Origin of the sequence: Streptosporangium sp. CA-135522 (assembly GCF_050949235.1) — a bacterium.
Classification (GTDB): Bacteria; Actinomycetota; Actinomycetes; order Streptosporangiales; family Streptosporangiaceae; genus Streptosporangium.
Genome location: NZ_CP192026.1, coordinates 4,323,963 through 4,349,168, shown reverse-complemented (window position 1 = coordinate 4,349,168; position 25,206 = coordinate 4,323,963). Strand labels below are relative to the sequence as shown.

General features: G+C 71.2%; 21 protein-coding genes. 3 read left to right on the top strand and 18 right to left on the bottom strand.

Features of this window, described 5'->3' with window-relative positions; all coding sequences use genetic code 11:
• Positions 1–212: 212 nt before the first annotated feature.
• The 6 genes from ACQPYK_RS20110 to ACQPYK_RS20085 all read right to left on the bottom strand — a co-directional run bounded on the left by ACQPYK_RS20110 (position 213) and on the right by ACQPYK_RS20085 (position 5,430).
• A complete protein-coding gene (locus ACQPYK_RS20110) occupies positions 213–854 on the bottom strand; it encodes a DedA family protein (RefSeq protein ID WP_433257325.1) in 642 nt (213 codons plus the stop codon).
• Between the two features lie 397 nt (positions 855–1,251).
• Positions 1,252–1,881: a YigZ family protein gene (locus tag ACQPYK_RS20105; RefSeq protein WP_433257323.1), complete on the bottom strand. Its 630-nt coding sequence runs from the start codon at positions 1,879–1,881 to the stop codon at positions 1,252–1,254.
• Between the two features lie 230 nt (positions 1,882–2,111).
• A complete protein-coding gene (locus ACQPYK_RS20100) occupies positions 2,112–2,480 on the bottom strand; it encodes a nuclear transport factor 2 family protein (protein WP_433257321.1) in 369 nt (122 codons plus the stop codon).
• 111 nt (positions 2,481–2,591) lie between these two features.
• Complete coding sequence (locus ACQPYK_RS20095) at positions 2,592–3,419, bottom strand: ATP-binding cassette domain-containing protein (protein WP_433257320.1); 828 nt, start codon at positions 3,417–3,419, stop codon at positions 2,592–2,594.
• A complete protein-coding gene (locus ACQPYK_RS20090; RefSeq protein WP_433257318.1) occupies positions 3,416–4,444 on the bottom strand; it encodes an ABC transporter permease in 1,029 nt (342 codons plus the stop codon). The genes ACQPYK_RS20095 and ACQPYK_RS20090 overlap by 4 nt, the downstream gene beginning before the upstream one ends.
• A complete protein-coding gene (locus ACQPYK_RS20085; protein ID WP_433257316.1) occupies positions 4,441–5,430 on the bottom strand; it encodes a sugar ABC transporter substrate-binding protein in 990 nt (329 codons plus the stop codon). Before ACQPYK_RS20085 ends, ACQPYK_RS20090 begins: the two co-directional genes overlap by 4 nt.
• A 407-nt stretch (positions 5,431–5,837) precedes the next feature.
• Between ACQPYK_RS20085 and ACQPYK_RS20080 the strand changes: the two genes are divergently transcribed.
• Positions 5,838–6,824, top strand: a complete 987-nt coding sequence (locus tag ACQPYK_RS20080; RefSeq protein WP_433257314.1) for a sulfotransferase family protein — start codon at positions 5,838–5,840, stop codon at positions 6,822–6,824.
• A gap of 158 nt (positions 6,825–6,982) precedes the next feature.
• Here the strand turns inward: ACQPYK_RS20080 and ACQPYK_RS20075 are convergent, their stop codons facing one another.
• Positions 6,983–7,876 carry a hypothetical protein gene (locus tag ACQPYK_RS20075; protein ID WP_433257313.1) on the bottom strand — a complete coding sequence of 298 codons (894 nt, stop codon included), beginning with the start codon at positions 7,874–7,876 and terminating at the stop codon, positions 6,983–6,985.
• 212 nt (positions 7,877–8,088) lie between these two features.
• Positions 8,089–9,411, bottom strand: coding sequence for a lanthionine synthetase LanC family protein (locus ACQPYK_RS20070; RefSeq protein ID WP_433257311.1), 1,323 nt, complete (start codon positions 9,409–9,411; stop codon positions 8,089–8,091).
• Positions 9,412–9,640: 229 nt separating this feature from the next.
• On the opposite strand from ACQPYK_RS20070, the gene ACQPYK_RS20065 reads away from it, so the two are divergent.
• Together ACQPYK_RS20065 and ACQPYK_RS20060 are read left to right on the top strand one after the other, a co-directional pair.
• On the top strand, positions 9,641–10,381 hold the full coding sequence (locus ACQPYK_RS20065; RefSeq protein WP_433257308.1) for a GntR family transcriptional regulator: 741 nt from the start codon (positions 9,641–9,643) through the stop codon (positions 10,379–10,381).
• A 196-nt stretch (positions 10,382–10,577) separates the two neighbouring features.
• Positions 10,578–12,854, top strand: coding sequence for a helix-turn-helix transcriptional regulator (locus ACQPYK_RS20060; protein WP_433257306.1), 2,277 nt, complete (start codon positions 10,578–10,580; stop codon positions 12,852–12,854).
• Between the two features lie 7 nt (positions 12,855–12,861).
• Here ACQPYK_RS20060 and ACQPYK_RS20055 read toward each other — a convergent pair whose 3' ends face one another.
• The 10 genes from ACQPYK_RS20055 to menB form a co-directional block, all read right to left on the bottom strand.
• Entirely contained in the window at positions 12,862–14,478 is a 1,617-nt protein-coding gene (locus ACQPYK_RS20055) for an FAD-dependent oxidoreductase (protein WP_433257304.1), read from the bottom strand.
• A gap of 97 nt (positions 14,479–14,575) precedes the next feature.
• On the bottom strand, positions 14,576–17,182 hold the full coding sequence (clpB, locus tag ACQPYK_RS20050) for an ATP-dependent chaperone ClpB (protein WP_433257302.1): 2,607 nt from the start codon (positions 17,180–17,182) through the stop codon (positions 14,576–14,578).
• Positions 17,164–17,493, bottom strand: a complete 330-nt coding sequence (locus tag ACQPYK_RS20045; protein ID WP_433257300.1) for a chaperone modulator CbpM — start codon at positions 17,491–17,493, stop codon at positions 17,164–17,166. Before ACQPYK_RS20045 ends, clpB begins: the two co-directional genes overlap by 19 nt.
• Before the next feature lie 46 nt (positions 17,494–17,539).
• Positions 17,540–18,481: a DnaJ C-terminal domain-containing protein gene (locus ACQPYK_RS20040; protein ID WP_433257298.1), complete on the bottom strand. Its 942-nt coding sequence runs from the start codon at positions 18,479–18,481 to the stop codon at positions 17,540–17,542.
• Positions 18,481–19,005: a nucleotide exchange factor GrpE gene (locus ACQPYK_RS20035; protein ID WP_433257296.1), complete on the bottom strand. Its 525-nt coding sequence runs from the start codon at positions 19,003–19,005 to the stop codon at positions 18,481–18,483. The genes ACQPYK_RS20040 and ACQPYK_RS20035 overlap by 1 nt, the downstream gene beginning before the upstream one ends.
• Positions 18,998–20,908 (bottom strand): molecular chaperone DnaK, encoded by a 1,911-nt coding sequence (gene dnaK / locus ACQPYK_RS20030; RefSeq protein WP_433257294.1) that lies wholly within the window; start codon positions 20,906–20,908, stop codon positions 18,998–19,000. The genes ACQPYK_RS20035 and dnaK overlap by 8 nt, the downstream gene beginning before the upstream one ends.
• 192 nt (positions 20,909–21,100) lie before the next feature.
• Positions 21,101–21,625: a general stress protein gene (locus tag ACQPYK_RS20025; protein WP_433257292.1), complete on the bottom strand. Its 525-nt coding sequence runs from the start codon at positions 21,623–21,625 to the stop codon at positions 21,101–21,103.
• Between the two features lie 79 nt (positions 21,626–21,704).
• Positions 21,705–22,340: a DedA family protein gene (locus ACQPYK_RS20020; protein WP_433257291.1), complete on the bottom strand. Its 636-nt coding sequence runs from the start codon at positions 22,338–22,340 to the stop codon at positions 21,705–21,707.
• Positions 22,341–22,445: 105 nt separating this feature from the next.
• The gene (gene menD, locus ACQPYK_RS20015) at positions 22,446–24,101 is read right to left on the bottom strand and encodes a 2-succinyl-5-enolpyruvyl-6-hydroxy-3-cyclohexene-1-carboxylic-acid synthase (RefSeq protein WP_433257289.1); all 1,656 of its coding nucleotides are present in this window, start codon (positions 24,099–24,101) and stop codon (positions 22,446–22,448) included.
• Positions 24,102–24,230: 129 nt separating this feature from the next.
• On the bottom strand, positions 24,231–25,076 hold the full coding sequence (gene menB, locus ACQPYK_RS20010) for a 1,4-dihydroxy-2-naphthoyl-CoA synthase (RefSeq protein ID WP_433258854.1): 846 nt from the start codon (positions 25,074–25,076) through the stop codon (positions 24,231–24,233).
• Between the last annotated feature and the right edge of the window lie 130 nt (positions 25,077–25,206).

Below are 25,206 nucleotides of genomic sequence, written 5' to 3'. Positions count from 1 at the left end.
GGCTCCGCGGCCGGATCCGGCCTGGAATCGGATCGGAGACTCCCAGATCCTCTTGTCCGGTCTCACACCACGACCCGGCTCAGTCGAAATCATACAGGTCAGGCAGCTGCCTTGATCAATGAGATTGGATAACGTTCACATCTTTTGAACCGCTCGGAAGCCGAGACGGCACAGATGCCCGAGCGGGCCTCGGCCGGCCCTCTTCCGCGTGTTCACCGCCCCGCGTGGTGCCTGCCCGTGCGCCGGTCCCTCAACCGGATCACGACGAAGACCACCACGGCGAGCACCACGACGCCCAGCACGGCCTTGGACAGGACCCCGGCGTAGTCCTCGACCAGCGACCAGTTCTCGCCGAGCAGGTATCCGGCCATCACGAAGGCGGTGTTCCAGATGAGGCTGCCCAGCGTGGTCAGGAGGGTGAAGACCGTGATCGGCATGCGCTCGACCCCGGCCGGGATCGAGATGAGGCTGCGGAAAATGGGGATCATGCGACCGAAGAAGACCGTCTTCCTGCCGTGCCTGGCGAACCAGGCCTCGGTCTTCTCGATGTCGGAGACGCTGATCAGTGGCAGCTTCGCCGCGATGGCCACCACCCGGTCGCGGCCCAGCATCGCGCCGATCCCGTAGAGTGCCAGCGCGCCGATCACCGAGCCGAGGGTGGTCCACAGGACGGCGTCGAAGAGAGTCATGTTCCCCTTGCTCGCGGTGAACCCGGCCAGTGGCAGGATCACCTCGCTCGGCAGCGGCGGGAACAGGTTCTCCAGCGCGATCGCCACACCGGCGCCGGGCGCGCCCAGGGTCTCCATCAGATTGATCGCCCATCCGGCGATTCCGTCGACGTTGGTTGCACTCATGGCGACAAGGCTAAAGAGATTCAAATACGCCAGACATGAGGGACGCCATCGGACCTTCTCGCACGCACCCCAGCATGCGAGGTGCGGAAAACCCCAGGCTCCACCGGGCGGTCGGGGCCGCCGGACCGTTCGCCCGACCGCTCCGTAGAGATTTCCGCACGTCAGGGCGGCTCTCAGCCGCCGCGGGCGAGCGTGGCCGGCGGAAGCCGGACCCGGCCGCGGCGACCGGCGGACGGGCCCTGCCCGCTCACCGGCCGCGAAGTTCCGTGAACGGCGGTGATCCATCCCACATTTCCCGCCACGGGGAGCACGCGCTCACGCATGCGCGCCGGCCGCGCCACCGCGCCGTATCGATCCCGGGGTCGGTTCCGGGCATGACGCGCGCTCCGCGGAGCGGTCAGGCTTTCCTCAGATAGACCGTCTCGCCGGCCTCGACCTCCGCGCGGCCGGCCGTCAGCGTGGCGACCCAACCGGGGAAGACGGTCAGGTCCGCCTCCCGCACCGCGACCCGGAAGCCGACCTCGGCGCCGTAGACGACTTCCCTGAGCTCGTACGGCGAGGCACGGAGGTCGTTCTCCAGCCGTCCCGCCTGGACGTGCTCCACGGTCACGAACACGATCCTGGCGGGCACCATCTCCACCAGGGGCGTGAGGTCCAGCGTCTTGCCGACCGAGGAGCCGTACGCCCGGACCAGGCCGCCCGCGCCCAGCTTGACCCCGCCGAAGTAGCGCGTGACCACCGCCACCGCGTCGCCGAGCCCGCGGCGCAGCAACGTCTCCAGCATCGGAGTGCCCGCGGTGCCACCGGGTTCCCCGTCGTCGTCGGCTTTCTGCACCAGCCGGTCCCCGCCGATCACGTAGGCGGAGCAGTTGTGCGTGGCGTCGCCGTACAGCCGCCTACGGCCGGCCACGAACCGCCTGGCCGCCTCCTCCGTGGTCACCGGAGCGATCGCGCAGATGAACCGTGATCGTTTGATTTCGAGCTCGTGCTCGGCGACGTCTTCCAACGTGAGGTACGGGGCGGCCACCCGGACAGGCTATCGGCGAGTGCGGTCCGCCCGGGTGGCCGGGCGGCTGGGCTGGCGCGGCGCCGATGGGCAGCGTCCGGGGTTCGGTGGCGGTCATGGGGCTCCTCGGGAGGGGGCGCGAAGTCTTGCCGCACCATGGATCCGGCCCCCTTCGGGAGAGCTGTGCACTTCGCCCGCCCGACTCCTCGCCGAGCGGGCACCAGGCCCTGTCGCCCCAGGATAACCGCAGCTCAGAGCGTGTTCTCGTGGATGTGCACGATGAGCCACTCCCCCTCGACCAGCCGCAACACCGCGGTGGTGCGCACGATCTCGGGCTCACCTTCGGCGAACTCGACGCGGAGCAGGTAGCGGGCGAGCGCCGTCTCCCCCCAGACGTCGACGACCTCGTCGTGGGCACGCACCTCGGTCTCCCGCGGACCGTCGGCGGGCCGGGCGTCCCGGACCTTGTCGAGCTGCGTCCCGCTGGTGATCAGCATGGGCTCCGCCGAGTCCCAGATCGTCGCCTCCGGGTGCAGCAGCCGGTCGATCCCGGTCCGGTCACCGCGCCGGTAGGCGTCGTACATCGCGGTGATGACGGCCCAGACGGCTTCGCGTGCCACTTGTCGTATCTCCTTCGCTCGGGGGTCGCCTTCTCACGTTACGGCCATGCCGGCCCGACCCCTGCCCTTTACAAAGTAGATTCATAGTAGGAGGTTCCGCGGCCGGTGTGTTCAGCCGGGCGGCTCGCCCCGCCCCAGCTCGTGGGCGAGCTGTTCGAGCTCGGCCCCGCCCGCCATCAGGGAGGTCAGCTCCTCGCGGGTGAGCTCCGCCTTGCCGTACTCGCCGAGGCTGGCGCCCCGGTTGAGCAACAGGAACCGATCGCCGACCGGGTAGGCGTGGTGCGGGTTGTGGGTGATGAGGACGACTCCCAGTCCCCGGTCACGAGCCCGGGCGATGTAGCGGAGCACGACCCCGGCCTGCTTGACCCCCAGCGCGGAGGTCGGCTCGTCCAGGATGAGCACGCGGGCGCCGAAGTGGACGGCTCGGGCGATGGCCACGGACTGGCGTTCGCCGCCGGACAGGGTGCCGATCGGCTGGTCGACGTCGCGGATGTCGATACCCATGGAGCGCAACTCCTCGCGGACCACACGCCTGGCCCCGGCCACGTCGAAGCGGCGCAGCGGGCCCCGGCCGAGCAGGGGTTCGGAACCGAGGAAGAAGTTACGCCAGACCGACATCAACGGGATCATCGCCAGGTCCTGGTAAACCGTCGCGATGCCCCGGTCCAGGGCGTCACGGGGGCTGGTGAAGGCGGCGGGCGCGCCGTCCACGAGATACTCCCCCGAGTCGGGCGGGTGCACACCCGACAGGATCTTGATCAACGTGGACTTGCCGGCGCCGTTGTCGCCCAGAACGCAGGTCACCTCCCCCGGGCACACCCGCGTGGAGACGTCCCGCAGCGCGATCACGCCGCCGAACGTCTTGCCGACGGCACGGACCTCCAGGAGGCGGCGGGCGCCCTCACCGGTGTCATCGGGGGCCACGTCGGTTCGGGTCAACGCTTCGCCTCCTCCGCGTAGCGGCGGACGAGCCGGTTGGCGAGGGTCGCCAGCAGCAGCATGGCGCCCAGGAAGAAGGTGAACCAGTCGGCGTCCCAGCCGGCGAACACGATGCCCTTGTCCGCCATGCCGAAGATCACGGCGCCGATCGCGGCACCGATCGCGGAGCCGTACCCGCCGGTCAGCAGGCAGCCTCCGATCACCGCCGCGATGATGTAGACGAACTCCTGGCCGATGCCCGAGTTGGCCTGCACCGAGGTGAAACGCAGCGCCAGGATCGAGCCGACCAGCCAGGCCGCCGCCGCGGTCGTCATGAACAGCGCGATCTTCGTCCGTTCGGCGGGGACCCCGACGGCCCGGGCGGCCCGGTCGTCACCGCCCACCGCGAAGATCCAGTTTCCGGCCCTGGTCCGCATCAGGACCCAGGTGGCCAGCGCGGTGACGCCCAGCCACCACAGGATGGCCACCCGGAAGTCGGCCCCGCCGGCCGGGACGGTCCCGGCCAGCAGGGCCCGAGCGCCCTCGTATCCCTCGGCCTTGCGCAGGCCGCCGACCTGGACGGTGCCGGTCAGGGCCTTGGTCACGCCCAGATTGGCGCCCTGCAGCATCAGGAACGTACCGAGCGTGACGATGAAGCTCGGCAGGCTGGTGCGGACCACGATCAACCCGTTGAGAAAGCCGACCAGCAGGGCCACCGCGAGGGCGACGAGCATCGCCGTCCAGACCGCGAAGCCGTACCGGGTGGCGAGGACGACCACGATCAGGCCGGTGGTGCCGGTGAGCACCCCGGCCGACAGGTCGAACTCGCCGCCGATCATCAGCAGCGCGATCGCCACCGCCATGATGCCGAGGGTGGAGGCCGGGTCCAGCCAGTTGGCCACGCCCTCGATCGAGCGGAACGTCGCCGACTGGCTCGCGAAGAACGCGAAGACCACCAGCGCGCCGACCACCGCGCCGAGCTCGGGCCGGATCAGCAGCCGGCGGGCCACGCCCGTCCGGGCGAGCCGCTCGTCCGCGACCGTCATCGGGTGCCGCTCTCGGCGAGCTCGGCCACCTGTTCGGCATTGTCCTTGGTGACGAATCCGGGACCGGTGTTGACCGGCAGGCCACCGCCGACGGTGTTGAGGTTGTCACGGTAGAGGACCAGGAAGGTGATCGGCAGCCAGCCCTGCAGGTACTGCTGCTGGTCCACGGCGAACAGGATCTCGCCGTCCTTGATGGCGGTGACGACGTCGGCCGACAGGTCGAAGGTGGCGAGCCTGGCCTTGGAGCCGCTGTCGGCGATCGCGTCGCGGGCGGCGACGGCCACGGCGGGGTTCAGGGTCAGCACGCCGTTGACGGAGGTGTCCGACTGGAGCCTGGCCTTGATCTTGGAGGTGGCGTCGGCGAGGTTGCCCACGTCCACCTGGAGCCGCTCGACGGTGCCGCCCAGCCCCTGGGTGGCGCCCTTGCAGCGCTGGTCGAGGCCGACGTTCCCGGCTTCGTGGATCACGCAGAGCAGCTTGGTGACGCCCTCGGCCTTCAGCTTCTCCCCCGCCCCCCGCCCGGCCACGTCCTCGGACTGGCCGACATGGGTGATCGCGCCGAACTCCCGGGACCGGTCCCCGCCGGAGTTGATGGTGATCACCGGTATCCGGGCGGCCACGGCCTTGCCGACGGCCTCCCTCAGCGCGTCCGGATTGGCCATGGAGACCACGATGCCGTCGACCTTCTGGCTGACGGCCTGGTCGATGAGCTGGGACTGCCGCGCCGGGTCGCCGTCGCCCTGGTAGCTCACCGTCACGCCGTAGCGCTTGCCGGCGGCTTCGGCCCCGTTCTTGACCACGTCCCAGAAGGCGTCTCCCGAATTCGCGTGGGTGATGACGGCGAAGGCGCCTCCCCCGGCCGGGGCCGAGGAGGCCGCCGGCTCCCCGCTGACCCGCCCACCCTGTCCACTTTGCCCGCCCGAGCAGCCGGTCAGGGCGGACAGCCCCAGCGCGGCCACGACGACCAGCCCTGTCGTCCACTTCATCGGTAACCTCCGCGCGTCGCCTCGCCGGATCTCCCCCGTCCCTGGTTTGTAACCATGGCATTACCGCGCTGTCAATAATTTGTCGTGACATTAGGACTTGGAGAGGCAACAACGAGAGCACCTCCAGGCAAGAGGACAGCTCATACATAGGGTGTTTGAGGTGCGCTTGATGGGAAAAACACCGAAAACAGCCTGAAAGTCCGCAACAGGACCGGCACGCCCGCCATGACGGGCAGACGAACCCAACTTCACGCCCGCGGGCGAGGCCACGCCGCGAACCCGCCGCCGCGCCATGCCCCGGAGTTCCCGGCCCCCGACCCCGGCGACCGCTCGCCGATCGGCGCTTGTTTTTACCCCTAAAGGGGTTATATTTGCCCTAATAATAGTAGGAATTAGGGGTAATGACGATGTCCTTGCCGGATTTCCTCACGATCGGCGCCCCGAAAACCGGGACGACCGCGCTGCACTCGGCGCTCGCCCGCCACCCGGGGCTCTTCCTGTCACCGGTGAAAGAGCCGAAGTTCTTCCTCACCGAAGGGCCGCCCCCGACCAGGGGCGGCCCCGGCGACGCCCAGACCTACCGCGAGCACGTCTGGCGTCGCGAGGACTACGAGGCCCTGTTCGGCGCGGCGCCACCTGGCACGCTGACCGGCGAGTCCACCCCGTTCTACCTGTACGACCCGGCCGCACAACGGCGTATCCGGGCCACGATCCCCGAGGCCAGGCTGATCGTGGTGCTGCGCGATCCGGTGGAACGGGCCCACTCCAACTGGACCCACCTGTGGTCGGCCGGGCTGGAGCCGATCGGCGACATCGTGCGGGCCTGCGAGGAGGAGGGACGGCGGATCAAGGCGGGCTGGGCGCCGTTCTGGCACTACCGGGGGCTCGGCCGGTACGGCGAGCAGCTCGCGCACCTGTTCACCCTGTTCCCCCGCGAGCAGGTGCTGATCTTCCGCTACCGCGACCTGGTCGACCGGCCCGTCGAAACCCTGGACCGGATCTGCCGCTTCCTCGGGGTCGAGACCGGCGTCCTCACCGAGGTCCCCCGGGAGAATGTGACCGCTCATCCCGAGCCGACACACGGCCACCGGTTGCTGTCGCGGGCGCTGCGGGTCGGAGCGGCGGTCGGCCGGTTCCTGCCGGCGCGGGCGAGCGGGGCGCTCACCGATCCGCTGGAGCGGCGGCTGCAGCAGCAGGACCGTCCCCGCCAGCCCCTGACCTGGGAGCAACGCGAGCGGCTGATCGGCCATTTCGCCGAGGACATCGCGCTGCTGCAGCGGGTGACCGGCGAGGACTTCAGCGACTGGCTGCGCCCGCGCGAGCGGTCCGGCGGCCTGGTGGGCACCCGCCCTTCGGGTCAGCGCCAGGCCCGCAACGGGCGCCCGCAGGCGTAGCGGACGCCGGCGAGCGCGGGACAGGACGCAAGAGGCCGGGGCGGGGGCGCGCCTGGGCGCCAGCTTCCACACGAGGTGCGTCCCAGGCCGCCGCGGCCTCACCGGATGGGACGGCCGGGTGGGACGGCCCGTGATCGCCAGGTGATCGCCAGGTGGCGTCAGCGCAGTTCGGTGCGGAGCTCGTGGGCCCCGTCCGGGCGGGTGTATTCGTAGTAGAGCCGGTACCCGCCCTCCGGCAGGTCCACGATGTCCAGGTAGCGCAGCCCACCGCCCGCGTGCGGGGAGACCGCGGCGGGTTCGGTGCCGATCGGGGTGAGCTCGGCCGGGTCGGCGCCGATGGCCACTCCGGTCTTCTCCTCGTAGTTCTCCGCCGCGGTGGCCCGGCCGTCGTAGAAGGCGACGACCTTGTCCTCCAGGAAGCGGACCGCCGCGATCCGGGCGCCCCGGGCGTCCCAGGTGCCGGGCCGGCCGCTGAGCGCCGTGCCCTGCCAGGTCCACTCAAGGCCGTCGGCGCTGGTGGCGTAGTCGCTCACCATCTGGTCGGCCTCCTCGGCCTCGGCCAGCGGGTGGCAGGAGGCCCACAGGTGCCACACGTCGCCCCGCCGTACGATCACCGGATCCTTGACGCCGGTCTTGGGATCGCCGGGCAGCACGACCCGGCGGTCGCGGGGGTCGAACCCGGCAGGGTCGCCGGCCTCCAGCACCTCCACCCGCCAGTGCTTGCTCCCGTAGGTGGCGCAGCTCAGATAGAGCCGCCAGCCTCCCTCGAGGGTGCGCACGAGGGTGGGACGCTCCAGCGACTCGGTGTCCATCTCCTGCCGGCCGATGGTGAGCAGGGTCTCGAACCGCTCGCCGTCGGTCGACCGGGCGACGGCGACGGCGTAACCGCGCCCCTCGCCGACCGGGCGGCGCAACCGGTACGCCAGGTAGACGACCCCGCCGTCGGCCACCGCGCTCGGGGCGCCCACCCAGTGGCCCGGACCCGGCTCGGCGGGCTCCAACGCCACCGTGGAACGGCCCGGGTCGGGAAGGAAGTCCTCAATGGTCAGCACGGCACCGACGGTAGGCAAGGCTTGCGTAGTGCTCACGAAGAATCACCAATCATGGTCACGAGCTTGATCGTCTTTTGACGGTCACGTGGCTCAGGTCGTTTTCAGGACCTTTTTCAGGACCTCACGGGAAGGGACCGCCATCGCCCGTCGCCCCTCCGTACGGCGCCGCGTCCGGCGACGACACCGCCACGTTCAGGAAAGTTCAGGAAGGTTCAGGAATGACGAAGCGTCGCGGTCGGCAGCGGGATGGCGGGGAACGGGTTGTCGGGTGGCAGCATGAGTCGCCGGATCTCCTGCGGGCGCGTGGTGGCGTCCAGGTGGAGCAGAGCCGCCCCGATCCCCGCCGCCCCGACCATGTAACCCGTGTCGGCGGTGACCTCCCAGGGACGCAACCGGCGATAGGCCTGGTACCACCGGGAGCCCTGCTCGTCGTGCCGGGTGGCCCGGCCGATCAGGTTCGCCCCCAGCTCGTGGGCGAACTCCAGGTGGGTCTGGCGACCGGTGGCCGCCCAGAGCCCGACGAACAGCTCCACCAGACCGGCGGCGCCGCAACACTGGCAGGCCACGTTCCAGTAGCCGTCCGTCTGGCGGGCGGGGGTGCCGCTGCGGACGATTCCCCGGGCCAGCCGCTCCACCCAGTCGAGATCCCCGGCGTCGCCCGCGACCCGGTACAGCTCATAGAACATGCGCGCGACTCCGGCGGAGCCCGAGCAGAATCCCAGGTAGTGCAGATCGCGCCCCTGCGGGATGTGATGGGGGACCATCGCGCACCGCTTGGTCACGACGCTGATCGCGCGGACGAAGTCGGCTCCCCTCCGGGCGGCGCGTAGGAAGTCGCTCCGCCCGGTCAGTCCGTACAGGCGGGCGAGCAGGAAGGCGGTGCCCGCCGTACCGGACAGGAAGCCGGGCGTGACCGCGTCCAACGGCAGGTCGGCGCAGGCGCCGTCGCCGAACCGGTGGCCGGGCACGGCGAGCGTGGCGATGCGCGCGCCCGCCTCGACGGCGATCTCCTGATAGGTGGGGACGCCCAGGATGCCCGCGGCGTGCAGGAGCCCCAGGATGATCCCGCCGTCACCGCGCTGCGAGGGGTCGCCGGTCCAGCCGAGGCCGCCGTCGATGGGACGGGCACTGCGCACGATGTGGTCGGCGATGGCCCCGGCCTCGACCTCGAAGGAGCTCTCCCCGGTGGCCCATCCCGCCTCCGCGAGCACGAACATCACTCCCGCCAGCCCGTGGTGGAGGGAGAGGTCGGGCTGCTCCCGCCAGGTGGCGGCCAGGTAACGGGCTCCGGCCACGGCGTCGTCGAGATAGCCGTCGTCGCCGGTGGCGGCGGCGAGTTCGAGGAAGAACAGGACGATGCCGGCCGCACCGGAATACAGCGACGACGGCTGGCCTGGCATCGCGGACCGGCCTCGCACGTCGGGGTTGGCTCGCCAGTGCCGCCCCCGCTCGTCGTCCACGGCGGCGGAACGGATCCAGCGCGCGGCCCTGACGGCGGTGGGCAGCGGGCCCTCGGCCCCCGGTTCCGGGCTCATGGCGGCTCCTTCGTGTGACCAGACAACCACTTTACCCCCATTTCCTACATGATCAATAGGTAATATTGGCGTCCATGGCGCCGACGACGGCTCCCGAGTACATTGGCAGGTTACTACGCCGACCGCCGACCTGCTGGATCATTGACGTTTCCGGAGCGGTGGACTGTTATTTGTCATGACATTCTGATGTCCACTAGCCTGGTCACAGAGCGCATTCAAGGGAGGGCAGATGACCGCGAACCTCGCCATCGATCTGGACCGGTCCAGCCCGGTCCCTCTGTACTTCCAGGTGGCCGAGCAGATCTCCGAGGCCATCCAGCGAGGCGATCTGCCCCCGGGGTCCCGGCTGGACAACGAGATCCTGCTCGCCGACCGGCTGGGCCTGTCCCGTCCGACCGTCCGCCAGGCGATCCAGTATCTCGTCGACAAGGGCCTGCTGGTGCGCAAACGCGGCGTCGGCACCCAGGTGGTGCACGGTCAGGTCAAGCGCTCGGTGGAGCTCACCAGCCTCTACGACGACCTGCGCAGGGCGGGCCAGGAACCGGCCACCCGGGTGCTGGCCCTGGAGCCGGAGCCCGCCGACGAGGGGGTCGCCGCCGTCCTCGGCGTCGCTCCCGGCACCGAGGTGCTGCGCCTGGAGCGGATCCGCTACGCCGCCGGCGAGCCGCTGGCACTGCTGCACAACTGGCTGCCCGTCGGGCTGGCCCCGCTGACCACCGACAGCCTCCAGGAGCGCGGGTTGTACGAACTGCTCCGGTCGGCCGGGGTGCGGATGCGCGTGGCCAACCAGCGGATGGGAGCGCGCGCGGCCACCGCCACCGAGGCACGACTGCTCGGTGAGCGGCGCGGCGCGCCCCTGCTCACCATGCTCCGCACCACCTATGACGACCAGGGCCGGGCCGTGGAGCACGGCTCCCACGTCTACCGCGCCTCGCACTACTCCCTCGAGGTCACGCTCATCGAGCGCTGAGGGTCTCGAGCCGGTCTGGCGACGCACCGGACATGAGAGTGGAAACGCTCATTAATCAACCTTTGAGCATGTAACCCACCAAAGGTGCATCCATTTGGGTACTTTCCTCGAACAGAGTGTCCCGCCCCCGAGGACGTGATGCCGGGAAACATCCGATGGGAAGTCGATCGCATGACCTCAGAGCCAGGACGAGACGGTGCGCGGCCGCGGACCTGAGTGGGCGACGATTCTCCGCCTGCTGGGGGCCGTGACGGACACGAGCTGCAACGTGGTGCTGGTGGAGGGCGAGCCGGGGATAGGCAAAAGCCTCCTGCTCGCGGAGGCGGCGGCCGTGGCGGCCGCGCGCGGGACGGCGGTCGCGTCCGGCCGGGCCGACGAGCTGGGGCGGCTGACGCCTCTGGGGCCACTGCTGTCGGCCCTGGAGGAGGCACCGGCGCTCACGCCCGTCGGCCGAAGCGACTTCCCCGACGGACCCGGTCTGCTGATGTGGCTGGCCGAGCGGGTGAAGACGGCGCTGGAGAGACGGACGGAGCCGGGGCCGCTGCTGGTGACCCTGGACGATCTCCAGTGGGCCGATCCGGCCACGCTGATGGTTTTGCGGACGCTGCCGTCACGGCTGGCCTCCCGCCCGCTGGCGTGGCTCCTGGCCCGTCGCACCACCTCCGGCCCCGGCGAGTGCGACCGGCTGTTCGACCTCCTGGAGGAGGAGGGGGCCGCACGCCTCCTGTTGCGCCCGCTCGACGACGCCACCGTTGCCGAGGTGGTCTCCGACGCCCTGAACGCGGCTCCCGGACAGGAGCTGGCGGAGCTGTCCGCGCAGGCGGGCGGTAACCCCTTCCTGCTCATCGAACTGCTGACCGGGCTGCGCGAGGAGAACGCCGTGCGGATGAGCTCCGGTGTCGCCCGGCTGACCGGGACGGCTCTCCCCCGGCGCGTCCACACCGCCGTCCGGCGGCGCCTCGGCGAGGTGAGCACCAAGACCCGGCACCTGCTGGAGGCGACCGCGGTGCTCGGCCGCTCGTTCTCGCCGACGTACGCGGCCGAGCTGCTCGGCGAGACCCCGGCCGCGCTGCTCCCCTCGCTGGAGGAGGCTCTGGCGGCCGATGTGCTCGTCGTCACCTCCGATGAGCTGACCTTCCGGCACGAGCTGCTGTGGCGGTCGATCGTCGAGACGGTGCCCGCGCCGGTGCTGCGGGCGCTGCAGCACCAGATCGAGCGCAGCCCGCCGGACCGCCCGGCCGCGGGGCCGCGGGGCGCGGACGGCACCGCCGCCGAGGCGCTCGTGATCCTGGCCCTGCTGGCATGGGACGAGGGCAGGCTCTCACGCGGGCTCGACCTGGCCCGCGAGGCCGTGGAACTGCCGAACGCCGGACGTCACCCGCAGCCGCGGGCCGTCCTGGCGACGATGCTGATCGACCTGTGGCTGCTCGACGAGGCGGAGGCGGTGCTGACGAGCGCCGAGGCGGAGGCCGTCGGACAGCCGGCGTGGAGCGCCGAGATCCCCGTTCTCCGTGCCCGCCTGGACCTCGCCGCCTGCCGGTTCGGCAGCGCGATCAAGCAGGGGGAGGCCGGGCTGAGCGCCGCCGGCACCATGGACGACCCCGTCCTCGCCTCCTCTGCGCTGTCGGTGCTCGGCACCGCCTCGCTGCGGGCGGGTGACCTCCCCCGGGCGATCAGGTACCTGGAGAGCGACCTGGCCAGGGGGTCACGGGACGCACCGCCGTACACGCGGCTGCGGTCGGAACTGGCGGCCGGGCAGATCAGCGAGGCGCGCGGCGGAGCGGCGAGCGGGATGAGCTCGCTCAGCCGCGTCTACGACGCGCTGCCCCGGCACACCGGGGTCCTGACCAGCGAGCCCACGGCTGCGGCATGGCTGGTGCGGATGGCGATGGCCCTGCGGGACGAGCGCCGGGCCGACGTCGTGGTGGACGCCGCCGAGGGCATCGCCTGGCGCAACCCCCTCCTGCCCAACCTCGCGGTGTCGGCCGTCCACGCGCGCGGCCTGCGCGACCGCGACCCGGAGGCGCTGGGCCGCGCCATGGCCGGGCACGCCGATCCGTGGGCCAGGGCCTCGGCCGCCGAGGATCTCGGCGTGCTCCTCAGCGCGGACGCCGGCGCGCGCGATCTGGCCGTCGACAGCTTCAACAGCGCGCTCGTCTGCTACGCGTCGGTGGAGGCGATCCGCGACGCGGCGCGGGTACGGGGCCGGCTGCGGATGCTGGGCGAGCGGCGCCGCCACTGGGTCCGGACCGAGCACCCCCTGCTGGGATGGGCCAGCCTGACCGCCACCGAGCGCACCGTCTGCGATCTCGTGGCCCAGGGACTGACCAACCGGCAGGCCGCCGAGCAGATGTTCATCAGCGAGCACACCGTCGCCTTCCACCTGCGTCAGATCTTCCGCAAGCTGGACATCCACTCGCGCGTCGAACTGGCCCGGATCTCCGTGCAGGAGGGCGTCCACCCCGATCGCTGAGGCCGGATCACTGAGGCGTCTCCTGCCGTAGGAAGTGCTCGTGCACCAGCCGGATGGCCATGGAGCCCTCGCCCACCGCCGAGGCGACCCGCTTGATCGACTGGCTTCTGACGTCGCCCACCGCGAAGACGCCCGGCAGGCTGGTCTCCAAGGGCAGGCCCTCGTCGAAACCGGTGACGACGAACCCCTTCTCGTCGAGGGCGATCTCCGGAGCGAGCCAGGTGGTGCAGGGAACGGCGCCGATGAAGACGAACACGGCCCGCGCGTCCAGGCGCAGCCGCTCCCCGGTGCGGGTGTCCTCGGCGACGACGGCCTCCAGGGCGCAGGCGCCGACGAACTCGCGCACCTCGGTGTGGAGCATCACCTCCACCTTGGGATCGGACTCGATCCGGTCGATGAGATAGCGCGACATGTTCTCCGCGATGTCGTCACCGCGAATGAGCAGGCGCACCGACGCCGCGTGCTCGGACAGGAAGATCGTCGCCTGCCCGGCCGAGTTCCCCCCGCCCACGACGACGGCCGTTTCACCATGGCAGAATCCGGCCTCGGCCAGGGTCGCGGCGTAGTAGACGCCGTTGCCCTCGAAGTCCTCCAAGCGCGGCACGTCGAGCTTGCGGTACCGCGCTCCGGTGGCGATGACGATCGTGCGGCCCTCGACCGGCGGCTCGTCACGGAGTCCGACGGTGTAGTGGCCGTCACGCCGCTTGAGGAAGGTGGCCTCGGCGGGCACGCCGAGGTGCGCGCCGAACTTCTTGGCCTGGATGACGGCCCGTTCGGCGAGTTCGCCGCCGGAGATCCCGGCGGGGAAGCCGAGATAGTTCTCGATGCACGAGGAGGTGCCCGCCTGGCCTCCGGCGGCGATCGCGTCGAGCACCACCGTGCGCAGTCCCTCCGACGCCCCGTACACCGCGGCGGCCAGGCCCGCGGGACCGGCTCCCACGACGACGAGGTCGAAGAGGTCCTCCGGCGCGGAGGGCGCCGGCAAGCCGATGGCGCGGGCCAGCTCGGCGTTGCCGGGGTTGCGCAGGACCCGGGTTCCGCCCAGGATCACGATCGGAGTCTCGTCGGGCGCGATGCCGAGACCGCGCACCAGCGCCTCCGCCTCCTTGTCCTCCTCCAGATCGATCCACCGGTACGGCACGCGGTTGCGGGTGACGAACAGCCGCAGCCGGCGGGTGTCCGGCGAGTAGCGGGAGCCGATGAGCCTCAGTCCGGCCCCGCTGGTGATGAGCAGCGAACGGCGGATCATGAAGGCTCGCAGGATCAGGTCCCCCAAACCTGGATCGTGGGTGACGATCCGCCGCAGGGTGCGGGCGGGGACCGCCAGGACCTCGCCCGCCTCGCAGACGACCGATGTCGTGAACGCCTTCTGCCCGGTGAGCAGCCCGAGCTCGCCGAGGAAACGGCCCGGCCCGTGGACCAGCCAGACCCGCTCGGACTGGATGACGGCCGCCTTCCCCGCCAGGATGACGAAGAACTCGGAGCCGGACTCGCCCTCACGGATCAGGACGTCACCCGGCCGGGTAGGCCGCCGAGCCCCGTGGGGCGCGAGCCCGGCGATCTGCTCGTCGCTCAACCGGGGAAAGGCCCCATGGTGATCGGGGGTCTCGGCGAAGGCGTCCATCTCAGCCGCTCTCCGACCCCGGCGCGGCCCCCGGCGCCCTGTTCTTCCGCCCGCATTTCTTGCATTGGATGATATTTGGCGACATGCCCGCTTCTCCTCATTCGTAGGTGACGTCGAGCTCCCCCTCGGCCAGCTCGACCCGGACCACGCCGCCGTCGCGTATGTCACCGGTGAGCAGCGCCCGGCCGATGCGGGTCTCCACCTCCCTGGCGATGAACCGGCGCAGCGGGCGGGCGCCGTACACCGGGTCGTACCCCCGCTCGGCGATGTAGCGGCGCGCCTCCTCCGAGACCTCCAGCCCTATCCCCCGCTCGGCGAGCCGCGCCCGCAGCTCGCCGAACATCAGCTCGACGATGCGTTCGATCTCCTGCAGCGTGAGCGGCTTGAAGATCACGATGTCGTCGATGCGGTTGAGGAACTCGGGGCGGAAGTGCGAGCGCAGCTCCGCCATCACCTGCTCCTGCGCGTCGTGCTTGATCTCCCCGCTCGCCGTGACGCCTTCGAGGAGGTAGACGGAGCCGAGGTTGGAGGTCATGATGAGGACGGTGTTGCGGAAGTCCACGGTCCTGCCCTGCGCGTCGGTGAGCCGCCCGTCGTCCAGCACCTGAAGCAGCGTGTTGAAGACGTCGGGATGGGCCTTCTCCACCTCGTCGAAGAGCACCACCGAGTACGGCTTGCGCCGCACGGCCTCGGTGAGCTGGCCTCCCTCGTCGTATCCGACGTAGCCCGGGGGCGCGCCGACCAGACGACTGACGGTGTGGCGCTCCTGATACTCGCTCATGTCGATGCGGATCATGTTGTCCTCGGTGTCGAACAACGCCGCCGCGAGCGCCTTGGCCAGCTCGGTCTTGCCCACGCCGGTCGGCCCCAGGAAGATGAACGACCCGATCGGGCGGCGCGGGTCCTTGATGCCGGAACGCGCCCTGATGACGGCGTCGGCCACCAGCCGGACCGCCTCGTCCTGGCCGATCACCCGCTCGTGCAGGATCTCGTCCAGGCGCAGCAGCTTCTCCCGCTCCCCCTCCTGCAGGCGGCTCACCGGGATGCCCGTCCAGCGGGAGACGATCATCGCGATCTCGTCCTCGGTCACGACCTCGCGCAGCAGCCGCCCGGCGCCCTGCTTGACGCGCAGACGTTCCTCCTCGGCCCGCAGGCGCCGTTCGAGCTCGGGCAGCCTGCCGTGCCGCAGTTCGGCGGCGCGGTTGAGGTCGTAGTCGCGCTCGGCGCGCTCGGCCTCGCCACGCACGCGCTCTATCTCCTCGCGCAGAGCCTGGACGCTGCGCAGAACCTGCCGCTCGGCCTCCCACTGCGCCCGCATGGCGTCCGCCTCGGCGCGCAGGTCGGCGAGCTCCTTGCGCAGTTCCTCCAGCCGGGATCTGCTCGCCTGGTCCTCCTCCTTGGCGAGCGCCGCCTCCTCGATCTCCAGCCGCATCACCCTGCGGGTGAGCCCGTCGAGCTCTGCGGGCATGGAGTCGATCTCGGTCCGGAGCATCGCGCACGCCTCGTCCACCAGGTCGATGGCCTTGTCGGGCAGGAAGCGGTCGGAGATGTAGCGGTGGCTCAGCGTGACGGCGGCCACCAGTGCGGCGTCCTGGATCGTCACGCCGTGGAAGACCTCGAGCCGCTCGCGCAGGCCGCGCAGGATGGAGACGGCGTCCTCGACCGAGGGCTCGTCGACCATCACGGGCTGGAAGCGGCGTTCCAGCGCGGCGTCCTTCTCGATGTGCTTGCGATACTCCTCCAGGGTCGTCGCCCCGATCATGTGCAGCTCGCCCCGGGCCAGCATGGGCTTGAGCATGTTGCCCGCGTCCATGGCCCCCTCGGCCGCGCCCGCGCCCACGACCGTGTGCAGCTCGTCGACGAAGAGCAGGATCCGCCCCTCGGCGGCCACGACCTCGGTGAGCACCGCCTTGAGGCGTTCCTCGAACTCGCCCCGGTATTTCGCCCCGGCCACCAGCGCGCCCATGTCGAGGCTGAAGACCACCTTGTCCCTGAGCCCCTCGGGCACGTCGCCGTTGGCGATCCGCTGGGCGAGGCCTTCGACGATGGCGGTCTTGCCCACTCCGGGATCGCCGACCAGCACCGGGTTGTTCTTGGACTTGCGAGAAAGGATCTGGATGACCCGGCGGATCTCGCTGTCGCGCCCGACGACCGGGTCGAGCTTGCCCGCGGCGGCGTCGGCGACCAGGTCCCTGCCGTACTTCGACAGCGCCTCGTAGGCCACCTCGGGCATCGCCGAGGTGACCCGCTGGTTGCCGCGGATCTCGGTGAGCACCCGGAGAAATGCGTCCCTGGTCAGCCTCTGCTGGCGCAGCAGCCGCCCGGCGGAGGTCTGGCTGCCCTCCTCCAGCAGGGCGATGAGCAGGTGCTCGACCGAGACGTAGTCGTCCTTGAGCCGGTCCGCCTCCCGCTTGGCCGCCTCCAGCAGGCGTGACAGCCGCTGGGTCACCCGGACCTGACCGGGGTCGACCCCGGGTCCGCTGACCCGGGGCCGGCGGTTCAGCTCGGCCTCCAGGTCGGCGATGAGCCGCTCCAGATCGACGTCGGACTTGGTCAGCAGGCGGGGTATCAGACCGTCCGGCTGGTCCAGGAGCGCCAGCAGCAGGTGCTCCCCGTCCACTTCGGTGTGCCCGAAGCGAAGAGCCTTGGTCTGCGCGTCGTGCAGAGCCTCCTGCGACTTCTGCGTCAGCTGGTTGACATCCACGTCGATCCCCCCGTGGTACCCGTGATACGAGAGCGGTTGCGCTGGGCTGCTTCCAGCTCCGCGATGCGGTCGAGCAGGTCCAGCACGAGGCCGAGTGCGGCGTAGTTGAGCGCGAACCCGGCGCGCAGGCGCTGGATCCGGGCCATGGCGCGCAGCTGGGACGGCGGGAACCACAGGGCTCCGGCCGCGTCGCGCTGCGCGTCGAGCACGCCGAGGGCGACGAGGCGGCGCACCAGGTCCGGATGCGTCCCGGTGACCCGGGCGAATGCCTCCAGGTCCAGGCGCGGGGGCCTTACGAGGGCGTAGGTCATGGCCGCCTCCTCGGAGCGGGTCGCCGCGACCCCACGGGCGGGCGGGTCATCGCCGCCTCCCGGGGTCGAAGGTCGAGACCGCGGCGAGCCGCTCGAACAGCCGCCGTTCCTCGTCCGACAACGTGGGCGGAACCATGATCCGCACCTCGGCGAACAGATCTCCCGGCGTGCCGCGCCGGTTCGGCATCCCCCTGCCGCGCAGCCGCAGCCTCCGTCCGCTGGACGTACCGGGGGGCACTTTCACCTTGGTCTCGCCCGCCGGGGTGTCGACGGCGACGGACGCGCCGAGCGCCGCCTCCCACGGGGTGACCGGGAGCCGGAGGTGAATGTCGCGCCCCTCCACCCGGTAGCGGGGGTGGGGTGCGATCCTGACGATCAGGTAGAGGTCCCCGGCGGGGGCTCCGTCGCCGCCCCTGCCGCCCTGCCCTGCCAGCCGGATGCGCTGCCCGTCGGTCACGCCCGCGGGGATGTTGACCTCGATCCGGCGGCCGCCCACGGTGATCGAGTGGCGGCCGCCCCGGTAGGCCTCCTCCAGCGGCAGCTCGATCTCGGCCTCCTGGTCGGCGCCGGGGATCGGTCCCCAGCTCCGGCCCGCCCGACCCGCCCGGCCGGAGAACAGCCCCTCCAGGAGATCCTCGAAGTCGACGCCCTCCCCGAAACCCGCCGGTCCGCTCGGGCCGGCGCCGGTCCGGGCCCCGGGCCGGCCGCCCCGCCCGGCTCTGGCGCGGGCCCAGGTCTCGGGGTCCACGTCTTCGGGCACCTGGCGGAAGTCGGCCCCGAAGGCGTCGTAGCGGCGGCGCGTCGCGGGGTCGGACAGGACGCTGTAGGCCTCCGAGATCTCCTTGAAGCGGTCCTCGGCACCCGGGTCCTTGTTGACGTCGGGGTGGTAGGTCCGTGCGAGCTTGCGGTAGGCGCTCTGGATCTCCTCCTGGCCGGCGCCCCTCGACACGCCAAGACTCTCGTAGAAGTCGCGGGTCGTGGCGGCCATCACTCCCCCTTGGCCACCACGACCAGCGCGGGCCGCAGTTGCTGTTCGCCGTCTCCGTAGGCCGGCCGTACCACGTGGAGGATCGTCCCGTCGGGCACGCCCTCCTGGGCGAGCGTGGCCACCGCCTCGTGCCTGGCGGGGTCGAACTCCGTCCCGGCGTCGTCCCGGCGCGGGAAGCCCAGGCGGGCGAGCACGTCCAGCGCCTGGTCCCGGATGGCCCGCAGCCCTTCGACGATGGAGGCGGGATCGCTTTCGGCGTGTTCCAGCGCGCGTTCCAGGTTGTCCAGCACGGGCAGCCACTCGACTGCCGCCCGCGCCCGTTCCTCCACCCGCACCCGATCGGCGTCCCGGCTGACCCGCTTGCGCAGATTGTCGAGGTCGGCCAGGGCGCGCCGCCACCGGTCCTCCAGCTCCGCGACCCGCTGCTGGAGCCCGGCGGCCCGAGCCTGGAGCCCGGCCACGTCCGGGGTGGCTTCCTCGGCGGTCTCCTGGGTGACCTCTTCCGGCTCGGATGCCTCACTCATCGGTCGTGAACTCCGCGTCGATCACGTCGTCGTCTCCGCCGCCGCCCTGGGTCCCCTGCGGGCCCTGCCCGCCCGCAGCCCCTTGGGTGCCGCCCGCGGCCTGGCCCGCGGAGGCGGCGGCGAGGCTCTGGTAGATCTGCTGCAGCTCGGAGGTCAGGGACCGGAGCCGGTCGATCGGGGCGTCCTGCTGCTTGACCGCCTCACGGGCGTCGTTGACGAGCATCTCGGCCCGTGCCTTCTCATGGACGGGCACCGCGTCGCCCAGCTCCTTCAGCCGCCGTTCCACCTGGTAGGCGGCGCTGTCGAGCTCGTTTCGCGCGTCGACCGCCTGCCGCAGCCGCGCGTCCTCGCCACGGTGCCGCTCGGCGTCGGCGACCATGCGCTCGACCTCGCCCTGATCGAGGTTGGAGCTCTCGCTGATGGTGATGCGCTGCTCGGCGCCGGTGTCCTTGTCCCTGGCCGAGACGTTCACGATCCCGTTGGCGTCGACGTCGTAGGTCACCTCGATCTGGGGCTCGCCGCGGGGCGCGGATCTGATGTTCTCCAGCCGGAAGCGGCCCAGGGCCCGGTTGTCGGCGGCGCGCTCGCGCTCTCCTTGGAGCACCACGACGTCGACGGCGTTCTGGTTGTCCTCGGCGGTGCTGAACACCTCGGTGCGGCGGGCCGGGATCGTCGTGTTGCGCTCGATGACCTTGGTCATGATCCCGCCGAGCGTCTCGATGCCGAGCGAGAGCGGCGTCACGTCGAGCAGGACGACGTCCTGCACGTCGCCCTTGATGACGGCCGCCTGGATCGCGGCGCCCAACGCCACGACCTCGTCGGGGTTGACCGTCATGTTGGGGTCCTTGCCGCCGGTCATGCGACGCACCAGGTTCTGTACGGCGGGCATCCTGGTCGAGCCGCCCACCAGGATCACCTCGTCGATGTCGTTGGCGGTGAGCTTGGCGTCGGCTATCGCCTGCTCGACCGGGCCCTTGCAGCGTTCCAGGAGGTCGGCGGTGATGTCCTCGAACGTCGCCCGCCGCAGCGTGGTGTTCAGATGCTTGGGGCCGGAGGCGTCCGCCGTGATGAAGGGCAGGCTGATCTGCGTCTGGGTGACCGCCGACAGCTCCACCTTGGCCTTCTCTGCGGCCTCGAACAGCCGTTGCAGCGCCTGGGGATCGTTGCGCAGGTCGATGCCGGTGTCGCGCTGGAACTCGTCGGCGAGGTAGTCGACGATGCGCCGGTCGAAGTCGTCGCCGCCCAGGTGGGTGTCGCCGGAGGTCGAGCGCACCTCGACGACGCCGTCGCCGATGGTCAGGATGCTGACGTCGAACGTCCCGCCGCCCAGGTCGAAGACCAGCACGGTCTCGTTCTCCTTGCGGTCCAGGCCGTAGGCCAGGGCCGCCGCGGTGGGCTCGTTGATGATCCGCAGTACTTCCAGGCCGGCGATCTTCCCGGCGTCCTTGGTCGCCTGGCGCTGGGAGTCGTTGAAGTAGGCGGGCACGGTGATGACCGCCTCGGTGACCTTCTCTCCGAGGAACTTCGAGGCGTCGTCGACCAGCTTGCGCAGGACCTGGGCGGCGATCTCCTCCGGCGCGTAGAGCTTGCCGTGGACGTCGAAGCGCACGGCCCCGTCCGGACCCGGCACCACGTCGAACGACACCGCGTTCATCTCGCTGGTGACCTCGTCGTAGCGGCGGCCGATGAACCGCTTGGCCGAGTAGATCGTGCCCTTGGGGTTGAGGATCGCCTGCCGCCGGGCCAGCTGCCCGACCAGGCGCTCGCCCTGCTCGGTGAAGGCCACGACCGATGGCGTCGTCCTCGACCCTTCGGCGTTGGGGATGACCGTGGGCTGGTTTCCCTCCATCGTGGCTATCACCGAGTTGGTGGTGCCGAGGTCGATCCCGACAGCTCTAGCCATATTGACCTCCAGTGTCCGATATCGCCGGTATTGGTACTGGGCAGGGCGTGCCACATCCTCAGACCTGGTGGTCGCGGCCCCGCCCGTCCGGGCGGGGGACGCGGACAGCCCGCCCCGGCCGGTGGCTCACCACCGGCCGGCGAATCGGCGGCCGGGCCGGTGACGGCCCCGGCCCGCCGTACGGGCGCGCCGCTAGAACTGCTGCGGGCTCTGCGGGGTCTGCGGGGTGCGCGGAACCTGCTGGGTCTGGGCGGGCTGTGAGAGGCCGACGTCGAGGAGCCGGTGCGCCTCGGCGGCGTGGTCGGTCGTGGCCATCACCTCGTAGCGGTTGGCGACGACGGCGCTGGAGGACAGGAAGTCCCGTTTGCCGCCGGTCAGCGCGTGACCGATCAGCCCGAAGATCGCTCCGGCGATGGCGCCCCAGACCAGTGCCCACAGGACCAGGAGGAAGGGGAACCGGCCCGGAGTGAAGATCGCGAGGAACAGGCCGATCAACAGGCCGATCCAGGCGCCCGACGCCGCGCCCATTCCGGCCGCGCGCAGATAGGTCAGCCGTCCGAGCACGTTCTCGACGAGCTTGAGGTCCAGTCCGACGATTTTGGTGTGCTCGACCGGGAACCGCTGGTCGGACAGGTGGTCCACGGCCCTCTGCGCCTCTTCGTAGGTGCCGTATGAGGCCACCGGTTCGTAGGCGGTCAAGCTGTCGGCAGGTCGCATGGCTCTTCCCTTCACGGTGAGTCGTACTCCCCTCACCGTGACCGCACCTCTACGGCCCGCACATCCCCAGGTCTGACAGTCAGTTCGTGCCGGCGGGCCCCGCGACGTCCTTGGCGACCATTTTGGCCGCCCGGCGCTTGACGAGCAACGTGGTCACGACGCCGACGACCACGGCGAGCGCCAGCCCGGCCCAGGAGAAGCCCTTGAGCCACTTCTCCGCGACCCTGCCGAGGTAGTAGATGACCGCGGTGGTCCCGCCCGCCCACGCGATCCCGCCGAGCACGTTGGCGATCAGGAACTTCCAGTACGGCATGCGCAACGCCCCCGCGAGCGGGCCGGCCAGGATGCGCAGCAGCGCGATGAACCGGCCGAAGAACACCGTCCACATGCCGTAGCGCTCGAAGTAGTGTTCGGCCTTGGCGATGTGGGAGGGCCCGAAGTGCTTGGGGAACCTGCGGCCCAGCCGGTCGAACATGGGCTTGCCGCCCTTGCGCCCGATGGCGTAGCCGATGGAGTCGCCGACGATGGCCCCGACGCTGGCGCAGATCCCTACCCAGAGCGGACTGACCACGCCCTGCGCCGCCAGCAGCGCGGAACTGACCAGGACGATCTCCCCGGGCAGCGGGATGCCCAGGCTCTCCACCCCGATCACCAGCCCCACCAGGGCGCAGATCCACACGGGAGGAATCGCCTGAAGCCATTCGTCGACATGCATGACCGACACCTTATTGCGTCACGGTGCCGTCCAGCCCGCCGCCGGCGCCGTCGCGGGGCCACGCCGGGCAGGGTGATCCGGTGCCCGTCCCGCCCGGCGCGGGCGTCACACGACCTGGCGGATCGCGGCGTGGGCCGCGTCGCGCATCATGGCGTGCAGCAGCGCGTTGGACTCCCGGTCGGTGCGGACCTCGACGATGCGCGGCCCCTCCCCGCGCAGCGCCTTGGGCAGCTGGTCGGCCTCGCCGACGAAGGTGTACGGCGTGCCGGTGGCGGCGGCCACGTGCGCCAGGTCCACCCCGTGGGCGGTGCCGAAGACCCGCTCGAACGGGTCACGCAGCGCCGCCTGGGGCAGCAGGGAGAAGATCCCGCCGCCGTCGTTGTTCACCACGACCATGCACAGGTCGGGGCGGGGCTCACGAGGGCCGAGGATCAGCCCGTTCTGGTCGTGCAGGAAGGTCAGGTCGCCCATCAACGCGTAGGTGGGGCCGTTGTGCGCCAGGGCCGCGCCCATCGCGGTGGACACCACTCCGTCGATGCCGGCGGCGCCCCGGTTGGCCAGGATCCGCAGACCCCTGCGGGGACGCATCGCCTGGTCCAGGTCGCGGATCGGCATGGAGGAGGCGGAGAACAGCAGCGCCCCGTTGGGCAGCGCGTCCGCCAGGTCGCGGGCCAGGCGTGGCTCGCTGAGTCCGGCGCCGTCCAGCACCTCGTCCACCGCGGCCCTGGCCGCGGTGTCGGCACGGCGCCAGGAGTGCAGCCAGGCGTCGTCCCCCGCCGCGACCGGGATCTCCACCGCCTGGGCCACCTGGGTGGCCGAGCGGGTCGGGTCGGGCCAGCGGGTCAGGTCGGGGGCGACCACGATGTGCTCGTCGGCGTGCCTCAGCCAGTTCAGCAGCGGCCGGGACAGGCCGGGCCTGCCCAGGGTGACGACCACCTCCGGCCGGTGCCGATCGGCGAACTCGGGGGTGCCGAGCAGGAAGTGATAGGCCGACATGGCGTGGTCGCCGTAACGGGCGCCGCCGTTCGGCTCCGAAAGCACCGGCCAGCCGGCCATGCCCGCCGCCGCGACGTACCTGCGCATGTTCGACGCCCCGTCGCCGACGACCAGCACGCCCCGCCTGGTCGGCGGCAGGTGCAGCGCCACCGCGGGGGGCGCCACCCGGGCCCGGATCCAGGGACCGTTGGCGTCACCCTCCAGGGACTCGCACCAGGAGGCGTCGCCGTCCGGGATCAGCGGCTCACGGAAGGCGAAGTTCAGGTGGACCGGGCCGGGGTCGGAGGGGCCCAGCGAACGCTGGTAGGCGCGGCAGGCCAGCGATCGCCAGTAGGCGACCTGGCCGGGGCGGTCCTCGGGCACGCCGACCTCGCTGAACCAGCGGACCGCCGTGCCGTACAGCTTGATCTGGTCGATGGTCTGGCTGGCGCCGGTGTCGCGCAGCTCGGGCGGCCGGTCGGCGGTGAGCAGCAGCAGCGGCACCCCCGACTCGTGAGCCTCGATCACCGCCGGGTGGAAGTTCGCCGCCGCGGTGCCGGAGGTGCAGACCAGGGCGACCGGGCGCTCGCCGCGCCGGGCCAGGCCCAACGCGAGGAAGGAGGCGGAGCGCTCGTCGATGCGCACGTGCAGCCGGACCCGGCTGTCGGCGTGCACGGCCAGGGCGAGGGGGGCCGAACGCGAGCCGGGCGCGAGCACCACGTCGGTAAGGCCGCAGCGCACGAGCTCGTCGACGAGCACCGTCGCGAGCGCGGTGGCGGGGTTCACCGCACTGCCTCCTGTCGCCCCGGCACCCGGGCGGGTGCCTGTGTCCCGCGGCGTGCCGGACGCGCCGCTCCCGTCATGGGACGGCGCGCCCGGACACCGGCTCCCGTCTGCCTCATTACAGCCGGCTCGTCACGGCCGGCGCGGGAACTTGCCGAAGTCGGGGGCGCGCTTCTCCTTGAAGGCGTCGCGGCCCTCCTGCGCCTCCTCGCTCATGTAGTAGAGCAGGGTGGCGTCACCGGCGAACTGCTGCATTCCCGCGGCGCCGTCGGTCACCGCGTTCAGGGCGCCCTTGAGCATGCGCAGCGCCAGCGGCGACTTCTCCAGCATCTCCCGGGCCCACGCGACCGTCTCCTCCTCCAGGCGTTCGAGGGGGACGACCGCGTTGACCAGCCCCCAGTTCAGGGCGGTCTGCGCGTCGTACTGACGGCACAGGTACCAGATCTCACGGGCCCGCTTCAGGCCGACGGTCTCGGCCAGCAGCCAGGAGCCGTAGCCTCCGTCGAAGGAGCCGACCTTGGGACCGGTCTGGCCGAAGACGGCGTTGTCGGCGGCGATGGACAGGTCGCAGCAGACGTGCAGCACGTGGCCGCCGCCGATGGCGTAACCCGCGATCATCGCGATGACCGGCTTGGGGCAGCGGCGGATCTGCACCTGCAGGTCGAGCACGTTGAGCCGGCCCACGTGCGGGGTGGACTTGTCGACGTAGCCGTCGTCGCCGCGGATCTTCTGGTCCCCGCCGGAGCAGAAGGCCCTGTCCCCCGCGCCGGTGAAGATGATCACACCGACCTCGGAGTCCTCCTGCGCGACGTTGAAGGCGTGCCTGAGCTCGAAGAGCGTCGTCGGGCGGAACGCGTTGTGCCGCTCCGGCCGGTTGATCGTGATCTTCGCGATGCCGTCGGCGGTCTCGTAGACGATGTCCTCGTAGTCGCCCGACCGCTTCCAGTCGGCGGCACGCGCCTGGACGCTCGCCGGCATGGGACTCGCCTCGCCCGCCCCTCGCTCGCTCGTGCCCGGCTCGACCCGCTCCGTGCTCACGATCGCTTCGCCCCTTTCCGCTGCGCCGGGTCCCACCCGGTCGTCGACCCGCTTGTCGGCACTAACCTTA

Bases quoted from the DNA above. Each gene is read 5' to 3' on its own strand.
- ACQPYK_RS20110 (WP_433257325.1), bottom strand. From the start codon at position 854: ATGAGTGCAACCAACGTCGACGGAATCGCCGGATGGGCGATCAATCTG.
- ACQPYK_RS20090 (WP_433257318.1), bottom strand. From the start codon at position 4,444: ATGACGGTCGCGGACGAGCGGCTCGCCCGGACGGGCGTGGCCCGCCGG.
- ACQPYK_RS20085 (WP_433257316.1), bottom strand. From the start codon at position 5,430: ATGAAGTGGACGACAGGGCTGGTCGTCGTGGCCGCGCTGGGGCTGTCC.
- ACQPYK_RS20080 (WP_433257314.1), top strand. From the start codon at position 5,838: ATGTCCTTGCCGGATTTCCTCACGATCGGCGCCCCGAAAACCGGGACG.
- ACQPYK_RS20070 (WP_433257311.1), bottom strand. From the start codon at position 9,411: ATGAGCCCGGAACCGGGGGCCGAGGGCCCGCTGCCCACCGCCGTCAGG.
- ACQPYK_RS20065 (WP_433257308.1), top strand. From the start codon at position 9,641: ATGACCGCGAACCTCGCCATCGATCTGGACCGGTCCAGCCCGGTCCCT.
- ACQPYK_RS20055 (WP_433257304.1), bottom strand. From the start codon at position 14,478: ATGGACGCCTTCGCCGAGACCCCCGATCACCATGGGGCCTTTCCCCGG.
- ACQPYK_RS20045 (WP_433257300.1), bottom strand. From the start codon at position 17,493: ATGACCTACGCCCTCGTAAGGCCCCCGCGCCTGGACCTGGAGGCATTC.
- ACQPYK_RS20040 (WP_433257298.1), bottom strand. From the start codon at position 18,481: ATGGCCGCCACGACCCGCGACTTCTACGAGAGTCTTGGCGTGTCGAGG.
- ACQPYK_RS20035 (WP_433257296.1), bottom strand. From the start codon at position 19,005: ATGAGTGAGGCATCCGAGCCGGAAGAGGTCACCCAGGAGACCGCCGAG.
- dnaK (WP_433257294.1), bottom strand. From the start codon at position 20,908: ATGGCTAGAGCTGTCGGGATCGACCTCGGCACCACCAACTCGGTGATA.
- ACQPYK_RS20025 (WP_433257292.1), bottom strand. From the start codon at position 21,625: ATGCGACCTGCCGACAGCTTGACCGCCTACGAACCGGTGGCCTCATAC.
- ACQPYK_RS20020 (WP_433257291.1), bottom strand. From the start codon at position 22,340: ATGCATGTCGACGAATGGCTTCAGGCGATTCCTCCCGTGTGGATCTGC.
- menB (WP_433258854.1), bottom strand. From the start codon at position 25,076: ATGCCGGCGAGCGTCCAGGCGCGTGCCGCCGACTGGAAGCGGTCGGGC.